Source organism: Pseudoalteromonas sp. FUC4 (genome assembly GCF_008370255.1).
Lineage (GTDB): Bacteria > Pseudomonadota > Gammaproteobacteria > Enterobacterales > Alteromonadaceae > Pseudoalteromonas.
Genome location: NZ_SEUI01000004.1, coordinates 60,233 through 73,226, shown reverse-complemented (window position 1 = coordinate 73,226; position 12,994 = coordinate 60,233). Strand labels below are relative to the sequence as shown.

At 37.9% G+C, this 12,994-nt stretch carries 13 protein-coding genes and 1 tRNA gene; 8 read left to right on the top strand and 6 right to left on the bottom strand.

Annotated features, from left to right (window positions below; genetic code table 11):
• Positions 1 to 25 precede the first annotated feature (25 nt).
• From EU510_RS12550 to EU510_RS12535, 4 genes are read left to right on the top strand one after another with little or no spacing between them, the layout of a single operon-like run.
• Positions 26 to 514, top strand: a complete 489-nt coding sequence (locus tag EU510_RS12550) for a peptidylprolyl isomerase (RefSeq protein ID WP_002957860.1) — start codon at positions 26 to 28, stop codon at positions 512 to 514.
• Between the two features lie 21 nt (positions 515 to 535).
• A complete protein-coding gene (locus EU510_RS12545) occupies positions 536 to 1,264 on the top strand; it encodes an SDR family NAD(P)-dependent oxidoreductase (RefSeq protein ID WP_149593773.1) in 729 nt (242 codons plus the stop codon).
• Positions 1,261 to 2,100 (top strand): amidohydrolase family protein, encoded by an 840-nt coding sequence (locus EU510_RS12540; protein ID WP_149593772.1) that lies wholly within the window; start codon positions 1,261 to 1,263, stop codon positions 2,098 to 2,100. The genes EU510_RS12545 and EU510_RS12540 overlap by 4 nt, the downstream gene beginning before the upstream one ends.
• A 49-nt stretch (positions 2,101 to 2,149) precedes the next feature.
• Positions 2,150 to 2,521 (top strand): hypothetical protein, encoded by a 372-nt coding sequence (locus EU510_RS12535; RefSeq protein WP_149593771.1) that lies wholly within the window; start codon positions 2,150 to 2,152, stop codon positions 2,519 to 2,521.
• 92 nt (positions 2,522 to 2,613) lie between these two features.
• On the opposite strand, the gene EU510_RS12530 is transcribed toward EU510_RS12535, so the two are convergent.
• From EU510_RS12530 to EU510_RS12515, 4 genes are all read right to left on the bottom strand, one after another.
• Entirely contained in the window at positions 2,614 to 3,789 is a 1,176-nt protein-coding gene (locus EU510_RS12530) for a mandelate racemase/muconate lactonizing enzyme family protein (protein WP_007375956.1), read from the bottom strand.
• 26 nt (positions 3,790 to 3,815) lie between these two features.
• Positions 3,816 to 4,583 carry a class II aldolase/adducin family protein gene (locus EU510_RS12525; protein ID WP_149593770.1) on the bottom strand — a complete coding sequence of 256 codons (768 nt, stop codon included), beginning with the start codon at positions 4,581 to 4,583 and terminating at the stop codon, positions 3,816 to 3,818.
• Positions 4,584 to 4,748: 165 nt separating this feature from the next.
• A complete protein-coding gene (locus EU510_RS12520) occupies positions 4,749 to 5,072 on the bottom strand; it encodes a c-type cytochrome (RefSeq protein ID WP_002957866.1) in 324 nt (107 codons plus the stop codon).
• Between the two features lie 183 nt (positions 5,073 to 5,255).
• Positions 5,256 to 5,795 (bottom strand): DUF2058 domain-containing protein, encoded by a 540-nt coding sequence (locus EU510_RS12515; RefSeq protein WP_002957867.1) that lies wholly within the window; start codon positions 5,793 to 5,795, stop codon positions 5,256 to 5,258.
• A gap of 198 nt (positions 5,796 to 5,993) precedes the next feature.
• On the opposite strand from EU510_RS12515, the gene EU510_RS12510 reads away from it, so the two are divergent.
• A complete protein-coding gene (locus EU510_RS12510; RefSeq protein ID WP_149593769.1) occupies positions 5,994 to 7,142 on the top strand; it encodes an MFS transporter in 1,149 nt (382 codons plus the stop codon).
• Here EU510_RS12510 and EU510_RS12505 read toward each other — a convergent pair.
• Both EU510_RS12505 and EU510_RS12500 read right to left on the bottom strand, forming a co-directional pair.
• On the bottom strand, positions 7,109 to 7,609 hold the full coding sequence (locus EU510_RS12505) for a prolyl-tRNA synthetase associated domain-containing protein (RefSeq protein WP_149593768.1): 501 nt from the start codon (positions 7,607 to 7,609) through the stop codon (positions 7,109 to 7,111). The genes EU510_RS12510 and EU510_RS12505 overlap by 34 nt on opposite strands.
• A gap of 1 nt (position 7,610) precedes the next feature.
• Positions 7,611 to 8,006, bottom strand: a complete 396-nt coding sequence (locus tag EU510_RS12500) for a hypothetical protein (RefSeq protein ID WP_149593767.1) — start codon at positions 8,004 to 8,006, stop codon at positions 7,611 to 7,613.
• A 166-nt stretch (positions 8,007 to 8,172) separates the two neighbouring features.
• Between EU510_RS12500 and EU510_RS12495 the strand changes: the two genes are divergently transcribed.
• The 3 genes from EU510_RS12495 to EU510_RS12485 all read left to right on the top strand — a co-directional run bounded on the left by EU510_RS12495 (position 8,173) and on the right by EU510_RS12485 (position 12,963).
• Positions 8,173 to 8,248: transfer RNA gene (locus EU510_RS12495), tRNA-Ala, on the top strand.
• A gap of 231 nt (positions 8,249 to 8,479) precedes the next feature.
• Positions 8,480 to 9,742: a PotD/PotF family extracellular solute-binding protein gene (locus tag EU510_RS12490; RefSeq protein ID WP_149593766.1), complete on the top strand. Its 1,263-nt coding sequence runs from the start codon at positions 8,480 to 8,482 to the stop codon at positions 9,740 to 9,742.
• Positions 9,742 to 12,963, top strand: coding sequence for a response regulator (locus EU510_RS12485; protein ID WP_149593765.1), 3,222 nt, complete (start codon positions 9,742 to 9,744; stop codon positions 12,961 to 12,963). The genes EU510_RS12490 and EU510_RS12485 overlap by 1 nt, the downstream gene beginning before the upstream one ends.
• The last annotated feature ends 31 nt before the right edge of the window (positions 12,964 to 12,994 follow it).

Genomic DNA, 12,994 nt, shown 5'->3' with positions numbered 1-12,994 from the left:
ATAGTTATAACTTGAAGAGACAAGCATGCAAATTAGTAAAAATTCAGCAGTTGAATTTCATTACACCCTTAGCGAAGCGGGCGAACAAATTGAAAGCAGCACAAACGAAGCGCCACTTACTTACATTCATGGCAGCGAAGGCATGCTTCCAGGTTTAGAAAAAGCACTTGAAGGTAAAGAAGCCGGCGAAAAATTTAGTGTAACTCTAGAGCCAAGTGAATCATACGGCGAGCGTGTTGATGACTTAATTCAACGTATTCCGCTTAAGCACCTACAAGGCGACGTTAAAGTATGGAAACCAGGTATGACAGCAATGGTTAGCTCTAACCAAGGTCGTCATCAGGTTACTATTGTTAAGGTTGGTCGTTTTAACGCAGATTGTGATTTAAACCACCCATTTGCGGGCAAAACACTAACATTTGACGTTGAAGTTGTATCTGTACGTGAAGCGACGAGTGAAGAAGTTTCTCACGGACATGTGCACGCTGAAGGCGGCTGCGGTCACTCTCACTAGTTAGCAATAAAGGAAGTAAGTATGTCTAAAGTTGCAATAGTTACAGGTGGTACAAAAGGTATTGGCCTAGCCGTAGTAAAGCGTTTGCTAAACAATGGCTATGAAGTACATAACCTTGATATAGAGCCAAGCGAAACGGGTATATTTCATCAGTGTGATGTAAGTGATGTATCGGCGGTACAAAGCTGTATCAACGCTATCTGTGAACAAAGCAAACGTATTGATGTACTTGTTTCTAATGCTGGAAAACACTTAAGCGCAAATATAGAAAGCACCGACGAGCAAACTCTCGATGCGCTTTTTGCGCTTAATGTTAAAGGCGCCTATGCCGCAATACAAACCGTATTGCCAAGCATGAAAGCGCAAAGTAGCGGCGCTATTATATTAGTCGCATCCGATCAGGCAATTATAGGTAAGCAAAACTCTTTTGCGTACAACCTAACAAAACATGCCCTTGCCTCAATGGCCAAAACAACGGCGCTTGATTACGCGAGCTTTAATATTAGAGTAAATGCGGTATGCCCTGGCACAATAGAAACCCCGCTATTTCATAACGCGATAGATGCGTACTGCGCAAAAAGTGGCGCAAACAAAGCTGAAATCGTTGCCGAGGAAGCAAGTCTGCAACCGCTTAACCGATTAGGTCAAGCCGATGAGGTTGCTGCCCTTGTGAGCTTTTTAGCAAGTGATGATGCCAGTTTTATAACAGGTAGCCTACAAAGTATTGATGGTGGTTACACTGCCCAATGAGGATGCAAATTATTGACCCTCATGTGCATTTTTTTAATCTTGCCGAGGGGCAATATACTTGGCTACAAGGCGAAAACCCACCAGCATGGCCTAACCTAGAAAAAATTAAACAACCAGTAAGTGCAGAGCAACTTGTTGAAAGTACTGATTTTGAACTCGTAGGGCTTGTTCATATAGAAGCCGGGTTTGATAACACCTCCCCTATTAACGAGTTAAACTGGCTAAGCTCGCATTTAAAAAGCCTTTCATTTAAGGCTATTAGTTACAACCAAATTGATGCGCCCGCAGAGCAATTTAATCACGCGCTAAGTGCACTGGCTCATTCAAGCCTTTGTGGTATAAGAGATATAACCGAAGGAGATGATGCGGTGAGACTAATAAGCCCTCACTGTATTAATAACCTTAATTTATTGGCTACAAATAAACTGCATTTTGAAGCTCAATTTGATATTGAAAACAGCGAAATAACCAAACAAATAATTTACTACGCTAAGCAGCTACCGCAACTTCAAATTATAATCAATCATGCAGGGTTGCCAAGTAATCTAGGTGCATGGCAACAAGGTGTTGAGTTACTTGCTCAGCACGACAACATAGCTATTAAATTTTCTGGTTTTGAATTACTGCAGCTCACCAGTGAGCAACAAGCAGCGTGCTTTAATTTTCTTTTTAATCACTTTGGCCAGCAGCGTATTATGTTTGCAAGCAACTTCCCTGTGTGCCAAGTAAATACTAGCTACAGCACTCTATGGCACTGCCATAAGGCGTTATGCTCAAACGATAAGATCTGGCATAACCTTAGCTATGCAAACGCTAAGCACTACTACCAAGTTTAAGTAAAACTAGTTATATTAAACTCTCTTTTTATAATAATACGGCCAATTTATGAAAATGTACTTTTTACTAATCGTTGTATTTTCAGCGCTTCTTCTCAATGGCTGCATATCTCAAAACCCAGACCCGACACCTAAGCTGCAACATGCCCTACTGGCAAAGCCAAATAAAACAGCCGTTAGCAAAGCAATTAAAACACTTGTACATATGCAAGAGACTCAATTAGCTGATGATGTATTTACTACCAGCAGCACAGTAACTCTTAGCAATGTGGGTGGTAATAATATTATCGACACGCAAAGTCGCAATACACCCGATCAGTTTGAATTGATGATTAAAGGCAAGCAATGCTATATACGCCACCTTGATAGTAAAGCCACTATTGAACTTAAAGACGTGGAATGTAAAATCAACGAGTTATAACAAGCTTTACCTCCCCCCAAACGAGTAAAAGCCGGTAAGTGACTAATCACTTACCGGCTTTTTAATGTATGACCTAAAGTTAGGTTAAAAAGTTACTTTATTTCTACACGTTGAGAGCGCATAACAATCTCATCGTTTAATTCAATACCCAACCCGGGCTCTTCTGACACTTCAAAGAAACCATTTTTAGGTTGTGGGTCTTGTAAACATAACTCGCGGTTCCACTTTTTAATCGCATAAGTGTGGTGCTCATGAATTAAAAAGTTAGGAATAGCCGTTTCTAAGTGCAGTGATGCTGCAGTTGCAACAGGCCCACCACATACGTGAGCTTGAATTCGCACATCAAAAATATCAGCGTAATCACACACTTTTTTAGTTTCGGTAAAGCCACCACATAAACCAATATCAGGTTGTAGAACATCAATACTTTGATCTTCTAAATACGGGCGCACACCCCAGCGATTATACAAACGCTCACCACCAGCAATTGGCACATTAACTTTATCTGCTACTTTTGCATGTAATGAATGGTTTAGGTAGTTAACTGGCTCTTCAAAGTACATACAGTCAAATTCTTCTGCAATTTCACCCAACTGAATGGCTGTTGTTACGCCCGGTAAACTGTGGCATTCAAAAATAATGTCTACTTCGTCGCCCACAGCTTCACGAATAGCTTGCATGCGCGCACGGTATAGCTTCATTTCAGTACGTGAGATTATTTTTGTACGGTCGTAATAAGTATTGCCGTCTTTATCGTACTGAATTGGATCTACTTTAACTGCATCATAGCCTTCGGCCATCGCTTTTAAAGCAGCTTCTGCATATTCTTGCGGTTGTACTAGCGCTTTAAATTCGCTATCCCAGTCAAACTGTAATTGCGAAGCGTAAGTGCGTAGTTTGTCGTTAACCTTACCGCCTAATAACTGGTATACAGGTAAACCAAGCGCTTTACCTTTTATATCCCAAAGTGCGGTATCAATTGCGCTCATTGCAGCATATACAACAGGTCCGCCGCCTAAACCCCAAAAGCTTTCACGTAACATACGTGACCATAGTTTTTCTGTTTGAAATGGGTCGTGACCTATTAAAAAGGCGTCGGCCATTTCTTTGATCATAGCCGCTGCAGCACTGTGACCTAAATCGTATGCAAGGCCCGCCTCGCCAACACCACTAATGCCTTCGTCAGTATGAATACGTACAAACACAGGTGTCCAAGAAGGTCTATCTGGACAGTGAATATCAAATACTTCAACGCGATTTACTTTCATTAAAATTCCTTATTAACCGCTATGGGTTATTTTGCAAAACTAGGGTCAAGTCGATACGCTTTACGTAACATTGCAGGCCACGCAAGTTGCCCGCCGGTGCTGCCACTGTGTACTACGTTTGCTTGATTATAAATATTGTCGATTATAGGTTGCGGTACTTCAATTGCTTCTTGCGAGCTTGATTGTAGCGCTAGTTGTATTTCACACGCTCGCTGTAAATCATAAAAGCGCATAAACGCATCGCCTACCGTTGGGCCTACTGTTAAGCCACCGTGGTTTACTAATAACATATGGTTAGTGCTGCCCAAATCATCTTGCAGCACTTTTCGCTCGTCGTCGTTTACTGCAAGCCCTTCGTAGCCATGATAAGAAAGCGATGGCAATGAAAACATTGAATATTGGCTAAGCGGTAATAAACCATTTTTTTGTGTAGCGACTGCGATTGTTTCTTTAGTATGAAGGTGAATAACACAATGAGCGTCTTCGCGTACCTCGTGAATCGCACTGTGAATAGTAAAGCCAGCTGGATTAATACTAAATGGCGTATCGTCAATAATGTTGCCGTCTAAGTCAACCTTTACTAAATTAGACGCAGTTACTTCATCAAAGGTTAAACCAAAGGCATTTACTAGGTAGTGATCTGTGCCAGGCAAACGTGCTGATAAATGCGTATAGATTAAATCCCCCCAACGAAAGTGCTCTACCAGTCTATAACACGCGGCTAAATCAACACGGAGTTGCCACTCTTGTGCTGATACTTTATTTTTTAAATCGAGTTGGGGTAAATCAAACATAATGAGCCTTATAAAAACGTACATTATTAACCTGTACGAACAGATGTTTAGAAGTCTAAAGCAGTCTCTATTTTATAGCAAACACCAAACAAAACAGCCACACTATTGTGTGGCTGTTTATAAAACTAAAATACCAATTGCATTTAAATGGTATAACTGCGTAAATTATTTTACGTTAGCTAGGTAATCTGCAATTGCTTCAAACTCTTCATCTGTTACCGTTGCAACCATTGCTTTCATTGCCATTGTCATACCGTTATTACGTGCACCTGACTTAATATCTTTCATTTGCGCTACTAAATAGTCTTTGTTTTGACCGTTTAGTTTAGGGTACATACCCATAATTGGTGCTTTGCCTTCAGCGCCATGACAAGTTTGACAATTTTTAGCGGTATAAAGTGCAGCGCCATCGGCAGCAGCTGCATTAAACGAGAAGCTTGCGGCTAAAGTAATACCCGCGCCTAATAGTAGTGTTTTCATCTTGCTCATTGTATTTACTCTTCTTTTTTGACGGTTAGAAAAACTGTTCTATTGATTGTAGTAAACAATCAAATAAAAAGCATACGTACGAAACGACGCTAGACGATCAACTTAACCAAAAGCCGCTAACTCGTTTCTATCTCACTTTTATATACTTTAGCAAATAAAAATGAGCTTACCCTTAATAGACTATTACCACACTATATCATCTGGTACTTCAAAGTCTGCGTACGGGTCATCTTCATCTTTTGGTTTATTTTCTGGCTCTACATGAAAAACAATATACTTTTCGTCAACTTCAGCCACTTTGCGTGCTGGTTCGTCATCTAATACGTAAAATTGCCCTTCTAGTACACAAATAGCTAAACGACCACCCGATAACGCTTTTTGCGTTTTCTCGTTCACGTCGATATTTTTTACTTTGTTTTGATAAGTAAAATTAAATGTGCGCTCACCACGAATAGCATCTTGGTTGTGGTGCTCTAAAATTTGTTTAACACGCGCTTCTTGTTCGCGCTGCTTTAAGCTCACTTGGCGTGTTTGGTTAAGCTCTTCAGCTTTTTTTTGCTGCTCTAGCTTGGTTTGTTGAATATGCTTTTGCAGATCACTTGGGTTGCTAGTCGCCCCTTTCTTTTGCTTTTTTTGTTGCTTACGCTTTTCTGATTTAGCAACCTTAGCATTATGCGATGTTGTTAATCCTGCTTGAAGCAATTGGTCTTGTAATGAACCCATGACTTTGTTCCACTAAAAACTAATATTATCGCTATTTTAATCACCAACGAGTTCAAATAACAGCGCTATCGACATTAATCTAGCAAACTAGTTAAAACAAATCATGATATAGCGCAATGACTATGGTTTTAATTATGAATTAAAAGCAATTTTTAATACAATACCACGCAACCAATAAGCAAATGCACAAGCCATATAATGCGTTTACCTCATCTACTCGTTTGCTCGGTATTTATATTTTTTGTGCTTTATGCACCGCAACCCCTACTTAGCCTTTTTGCGAGCGAATTTAATGTAGCACCTGCGGTAGCTGGCAGCTTAATGACTGCAACTATGCTGCCCTTAGCCATTGCCCCGCTGGTTTATGGTTTATTTTTAGCAAAAATAAATCCACTACTTATATTACGTATTGCAATGGTGCTTTTAGGCCTTAGCTGCTTACTTTTTATTTATGTACATAGCTTTGAGCTTTTATTATTAGTCAGATTTTTACAAGGTTTAACGCTCCCCGCAGCTTTAACTGCAATGACTAGTTATATAGGCATGAGTTATAGCGCTGATACACTTCAAAAAAATATGACCCTATATATAGGTAGCAGTATAGTTGGTGGTTACTTTGGTCGTGTGCTCGCAGCTTTGTTTAGCGACTTATGGAATTGGCAGAGCTTTTATTACCTAATTGCTTTTATGCTTATTTGTTTAGCTTTGACAATTAAGCATTCTCGCTTTACAAACCCAGCTACACAGTCGCAACTTTCCCCACTCGATTACATTAAACAACTTAAAGAAGGCGCTGTACTTAAAGTTTACGGCGCCGTTTTTTGTATGTTTTTTTGTTTCGCTGCACTACTTAATTACTTGCCGTTTATATTACAAAACACGTTTTTAATTACCAATACTCGTGACATAGGTTTAGTTTACAGTGGTTATTTAATTGGTGCCCTCGCCTCTATTGCTGCACCTTGGCTACTCAAAAAAGTCCCTTCGCCTTGGCATTTATTAACTGCGGTATTTAGTTTTTATAGTGTGAGTATTATTTTATTAATCAGCCACCAGCTTAGCTTATTTTTAATCGCATTTACTTTGTTTTGTGGTGCTATGTTTGTGATTCACTCAACCGCAGCGCCACTCGTTAATAAAATAAGTAAAGCCCCGCCAAGTGTAACCAATGGCGGATATGTATCGTTTTATTACAGTGGCGGTGCATTGGGGTCGTTATTACCCGGTGTGGTATACCAACATCATGGGCAAACAGCGTTTATGTTTACGCTGCTTGCAGTTTGCTTATGTGGTTTATCGTTAATTATGTGGGCTTATTTTGAGGGTAAAAATACAACGCGCGGTTGATGCTTTGTGTGATTAAAAAATGTTTTTAAATCAGCTTTACTAAGCAACCATGTTTGGGTGTTTTCAAATGGATGACAATGAAACAAATCACCGCGCCAAATATCTTGATCGACCCATAAGCTCACTTCGTTTTGCTTATCATTTAAAAGAGCCAACATAGATACACACCCAGGAACCACTTTTAAATATTTAGCTAGCCGCTCACTTGATGCAAACCCTAAGCGTGAAAGACCTTGCTGCTTTGACAATACCTTTAAGTCGAGTTGCTTATTGTGCGCTGTAATAACTAAAAAGTGTCGCTTGCCTTCGTTATCGCGTAAAAATAGGTTTTTAAGACGAGTACCTGGGCGCTCAATCATAAACTCATCTGCCGCTAAGCTAGTATGTAGCGGTGGATGTTCTATTGCATCGTAAGTAATATCTAGGTGCGCCAAAAGCTCTGCTAACTTAGTTTTATCAGCCAACATATTACAAACAACGCCCTCTTAGCTGTACACTCAAATCTCGCCATAAGACATCATTAACTTCATGTTTGTTATCGCAGTATTTACGTTCTTTTAGCTCTTGATTTAATAATTCAACTGCTTGGTCTTCTAGCTGTAACTTCAAAATGCTCGATTCTTCAAAATGCTCTTTCTCTATATACTGCTTAACCTCACCACGACTTGGTCTCTTGTTAGGACCACGGTCTAAGTTAAAGTTTTCACGATGCTTAGCTTTTACCGAAACAACATAAGCAAAAAGCTTATTGCCTTGCTCATCTTGCTTTTCGTGAAACTGTTTATTATTTATTTCAAAAGGCGGCTCAACATTTGAGGCACAGCCAGCGAGTAAAACCATAAGCGCTAGAACACATTTTTTCATTGTTTTTTATCGTTTTAGTTTTGAATTAAGCCGAGTCTAACAAAAATTGACGTAAACAGTGAAAATTTACGAAAAAATACTTGACCAATTTTATAAAAAAACTTAAAGTTCGTCCCGCTTGGAACTCAGCAGTCAAGCAGTTACATTATATGTAACTTAGGAATGTGGGGCTATAGCTCAGCTGGGAGAGCGCCTGCCTTGCACGCAGGAGGTCAGCAGTTCGATCCTGCTTAGCTCCACCACTTTCCTACTCCTTTTCAAATTCGCTCTACTCTTCTATTTTTCCATTGTTTTTATTATTTTTTGACACCCTAACATTCTAATTTTTCATTCTAATTTTTCATTCTAATTTTTCATTCTAATTTTTCATTCTAATTTTTCATTCTAAATAATTTTAAATTTATCCATTCAACTTGTGTCTTTACAAGTTCTTAGCTATACATAATGTCACACATTAATACTTTAGGCTTAACATGGACAACCCTAAGCGTTCAACGCTAAAAAAGCTAGCTGCAATAGGTTTAACAGCTGGTGCAATAACACATGCGCCTTATGTTTTTGCCCGAAAAAAAGTCACATTAAGGGTGCTTGGTACGCATGTAACACTCCAAGAGGCTATCCGTAAACAAGCGATGAGTGACTTAGGTATTAATATAGAATTTACTCCTGCAGGCAGCGCTGCTGTTTTGCAAAAGGCATCAATGGCCCCTAGCTCCTTTGATTTATACGAACAATGGTCAAACAGCATTAATGTGCTCTGGGATGCAGGTTCTATACAGCCAATAGAAAAAAAACGGCTCACCTACTTTAACGAGATAAATCCACTTACTAAAACGGGAAAACTAACCGAGACTGCAAGTATTGGTGCAGGTGATGCCCCTTATAAATTATTAAATGTTCAACCCGATGGCACATTAAGCGCACAAGAGAGCGATCACATTAGCTTTTTGCCTTATGTGCATAATGTTGACTCTTTTGGTTACAACACCGATTTTATTAAGCCCGGTATCGCATACGAAACCGAAAGCTGGAGTTGGCTGCTTGATGACGAGAGCAGAGGTAAAGTAGCTATCGTAAATGCGCCTACCATTGGATTATTTGACCTAGCCCTAGCAGCACAAAGTAAAGGACTTATAAAGTTTAACGATATAGGTGCAATAACCCGCCCAGAACTTGATAGATTGTTTAGTATATTACTCGACTTTAAACGCCAAGGTCACTTTAGTGGCTATTGGAACTCGGTTCCTGAGTCGATTGAATTTATGAAAAGTAAACGAGCCCATATAGAAAGTATGTTTTCGCCTGCTGTTTCTGCGTTAAACAGCCAAAATATTAATGTACGATTTGCCGCGCCAAAAGAAGGCTACCGAGGCTGGCATGGTGTTATGTGTTTATCATCACAAACACAAAGTAGCGTAAAAGATGCAGCTTACGATTATATGAATTGGTGGCTTTCAGGCTGGCCAGGTGCATTTATTGCTCGCCAAGGTTATTACATTAGTAACCCGCAGCGCTCTAAGCTACTCCTATCTCAGTCTGAATGGGATTACTGGTACGGTGGACAGGTAACAAACATAGACTTATTAAATACAAATGGCGACGTAGCAGTAAAGGCAGGTGGACAACGTAATGGTGGTAGTTACCATAAACGCTTTAGCAATGTAGCAGTATGGAATACAGTTATGTCAACCTATGACTACAGCTTGCAAAAATGGTATGAGTTGATTAGCCGATAATGATAATAAATTCTATTAAATCAAAAATAATTTTAGCCTTATGCTTACTTGTTGGGCTACTTATTTTGCAAAGTTACCTATTTAACTATTCACAAAACGCTTTACTTAGCTTACAACAGTCTCAGCATAATGCGCTAATTCAAAGTGAAGCTGTAAACCACTTAGAAAATGATATTATTTCCCTACAAGCGCATGCAGTCTCATTTATTGACAATGCAAATGAAAATACGATTACCAAATTTAATTTTTATTTAAATAAGGCAAATCTGAATCTTGAACAACTAAAAACAAGCACCTTAAACCACGCACCAGAACACAGTAACTCATTAGTTCGCCTTGGCGAGTATTTAAATAGTTATCAAGATACATTTGGCCAAGTTGTCATAAACAGAAAGAAACGTGAGCATCTTTACAGTACTCAATTTAAACAACCTATTGATGAATTACAAGTAACAATTAGTGACTTAGAAGAGTCTTCAAATAATAGTAATAAAGTTATTTTTAACGATGTTTTACTTACAATTAGTAATTTAAAACACGCAGCGGTAAGTTACCTCTATAAACCTAATTTTGATGAAGCACAAAATGTTAAACAAAACCTAGATCACTTATATAAAAAGCTAACGAGCACCTCGATCATTAATGAATCATTTTCTAATAAAGCAGTAAATTTAAAACAAGCTTACAATCAACTTGTACTGCTTACCCGCAGCTACACTTTTTCTGTAAATGTAGTTTTAACAGGTATAGAAAACGAATTACTATACTTAACAAATGAAATTAAAAAGATAGAAAAAAACAAACTAACTAAAACTGAAGATAAGCTAAGTAATCACTTAACTACAAACACAGAGCAGGCGAATATATTTGCCGCTTTAATTATGTTAATCGTTTTAATTTTAAGCTATTTTATTTTTAGATCGGTTATAAAACCGATTACTCAACTCAATTTATTGCTTAGAGATATGAATAACGAAAAGCCCGTAACTATTTCTAATTACAGCCAAAACCAAACTGAAATAGCATCGGTAATAAAAGCAGCTAATGCTTTATATCTGAAAAATAAGCAAACCAAAGAGCTACTTAACGAAACTCGTGTATTAAATACCCAAATGGAGACAATGAATGCCGATCTAACGAGTGCTATGCAGCAAACCGATAAAGCCAATAAAACAAAAATAGATTTTGTAGCTAACATGAGCCATGAGCTTCGCACTCCAATGAATGGTATATTAGGCATGCTGCAACTCTTACAAAGTAGCGAACTTCCTTCAAGACAAAAGCACTATGCAGATAAAGCCTTTTCAAGCGCTCAAAACCTATTACAAATCTTAAATAATATTTTAGATTTCTCTAAGCTAGAATCTGACAAAGTTCAGCTAGAGCAAATCCCGTTTACCTTACATACTATTGTTTCTAACGTTCAAAATTTGTTTTCAACTAATGCAAAACAAAAAGGCTTAGGATTAAACTTTATTTTACATGTAGATGCTGGCCTTGAACTTATTGGCGATCCCATGCACCTAAACCAAATAATTAATAATTGTGTAGGCAACGCAATTAAATTTACAGAGCATGGTGAAGTATCATTAATTATAGAAGCAACATCTCAACACGAAAAAACAATAAACCTACGCTTTAGTATAAAAGACACCGGAATTGGAATGACGGAAGATCAATCAAAAATTATATTTCAGTCTTTCTCACAAGGTGATTCGAGCACAACAAGGAAGTACGGCGGGACAGGKTTAGGACTCACTATAAGCAAACAATTAACTAAACTGCTTGGCGGAGATATTCAAGTAAGAAGCACGATTAATCAAGGTAGCGAGTTTTTCTTTACTCTACCCTTTACCTTATCTGAGCAGCAAAAACTTAAAAAGCATGCCCTATTAATTAGCCCCGATAATGAGCAAATTAAAAAATTAATGAACTTGCTAAGTGATATAAATATAACAACAGAAACCACACAAGAACCATTAAGAGCCATTGCTAAAATGTCTCAGCCTAATAGTCCATTTAGTATTGTAATAATGTCTATAGAACAAAAAGAGCTCAACGATAACTTTATTTTACAACAACTTTACGCTAAGAATAAAAACACTAATGAAAAATTGACGCTCATTTTATTAATTACCGATGAAGAGTCCCCGGAACCAATTACAAAAAATGAAAATATAGACATTATCATTATTGGTAATAAAAATAGCGAAGTAGAAGTATTAAGAAAGCTTTCACCTAGTAACTTTAAAGAAAAGCCATTAAAACCTCATCCTAAATTTTCTGGATTTAATGCACTGGTTGTTGATGACAACAAAATTAATCAAGAAATAGCCTCAGCTCTTTTAGCCAGACTAGATATGACTGTAATCATTGCTGATAATGGACAAGAGGCTTTACAGAAAATAGATAAAAATGATATCGATATTATTTTTATGGATGTACAAATGCCAGTTATGGATGGGCTAGAGGCAACAAGAATATTAAGAGAACGAGGCTTCAAAACCCCAATAATTGCAATTACTGCCGCCGCCGATCCTAGTGATAGAAAAGCAGCGTTTAGAGCGGGTATGGATGACTTTTTAGTCAAGCCAATTATTTTTGATGCGCTTTACAACAGTATAGAAAAGCACCTACAAAGTAGCGAACCACTAAGCACTATAAACCTCCCATTAGCAAAAGAAAACTTAGAGAATAATGACGAATTATTAGTGAAATTATTTACTCAATTCGTCAACGATTACAATGACTTTTCGATTAAAGCTGATATATTAATCAAAAATGAAGAGTTCGAAAGCCTAACTCGACTAGTGCATACACTTAAAGGGTTAGCTGGTACATTAGGTTTGGAAGTACTAGAACAAAGTACCCAAAGTATTGAGAAAAAATTAATTGATGGAAAAAGCATTAAATCATCCAGCTTTACTGATCAATTAACACTCACACTTTTTGCTGTAAAACAGTTTTTAGTAGCTGAAAATCTAAAAAAAGAGCATATACAATTACAAGAACTAGGAAGTGAAGATTCAGTTATTGATGATATATATTCATTAGCATTAACGGCTCGTCCAATACCTAGCAGTTTGATTAGACAATTAGACAGAAATCAGTACGATCGAGACCATCCTTTATTTAAGGTCAAAGAAGCTATCGATAATTTTAGCTACGCGTTAGTAATTGAGCTAATTGATAACTATAGAAACAACAATAATAAAAATTAGGCATAACCACCAACCTGAACTAGATTTAATG

Bases quoted from the DNA above. Each gene is read 5' to 3' on its own strand.
- EU510_RS12550 (WP_002957860.1), top strand. From the start codon at position 26: ATGCAAATTAGTAAAAATTCAGCAGTTGAATTTCATTACACCCTTAGC.
- EU510_RS12545 (WP_149593773.1), top strand. From the start codon at position 536: ATGTCTAAAGTTGCAATAGTTACAGGTGGTACAAAAGGTATTGGCCTA.
- EU510_RS12540 (WP_149593772.1), top strand. From the start codon at position 1,261: ATGAGGATGCAAATTATTGACCCTCATGTGCATTTTTTTAATCTTGCC.
- EU510_RS12535 (WP_149593771.1), top strand. From the start codon at position 2,150: ATGAAAATGTACTTTTTACTAATCGTTGTATTTTCAGCGCTTCTTCTC.
- EU510_RS12530 (WP_007375956.1), bottom strand. From the start codon at position 3,789: ATGAAAGTAAATCGCGTTGAAGTATTTGATATTCACTGTCCAGATAGA.
- EU510_RS12525 (WP_149593770.1), bottom strand. From the start codon at position 4,583: ATGTTTGATTTACCCCAACTCGATTTAAAAAATAAAGTATCAGCACAA.
- EU510_RS12520 (WP_002957866.1), bottom strand. From the start codon at position 5,072: ATGAGCAAGATGAAAACACTACTATTAGGCGCGGGTATTACTTTAGCC.
- EU510_RS12515 (WP_002957867.1), bottom strand. From the start codon at position 5,795: ATGGGTTCATTACAAGACCAATTGCTTCAAGCAGGATTAACAACATCG.
- EU510_RS12510 (WP_149593769.1), top strand. From the start codon at position 5,994: ATGCGTTTACCTCATCTACTCGTTTGCTCGGTATTTATATTTTTTGTG.
- EU510_RS12505 (WP_149593768.1), bottom strand. From the start codon at position 7,609: ATGTTGGCTGATAAAACTAAGTTAGCAGAGCTTTTGGCGCACCTAGAT.
- EU510_RS12500 (WP_149593767.1), bottom strand. From the start codon at position 8,006: ATGAAAAAATGTGTTCTAGCGCTTATGGTTTTACTCGCTGGCTGTGCC.
- EU510_RS12490 (WP_149593766.1), top strand. From the start codon at position 8,480: ATGGACAACCCTAAGCGTTCAACGCTAAAAAAGCTAGCTGCAATAGGT.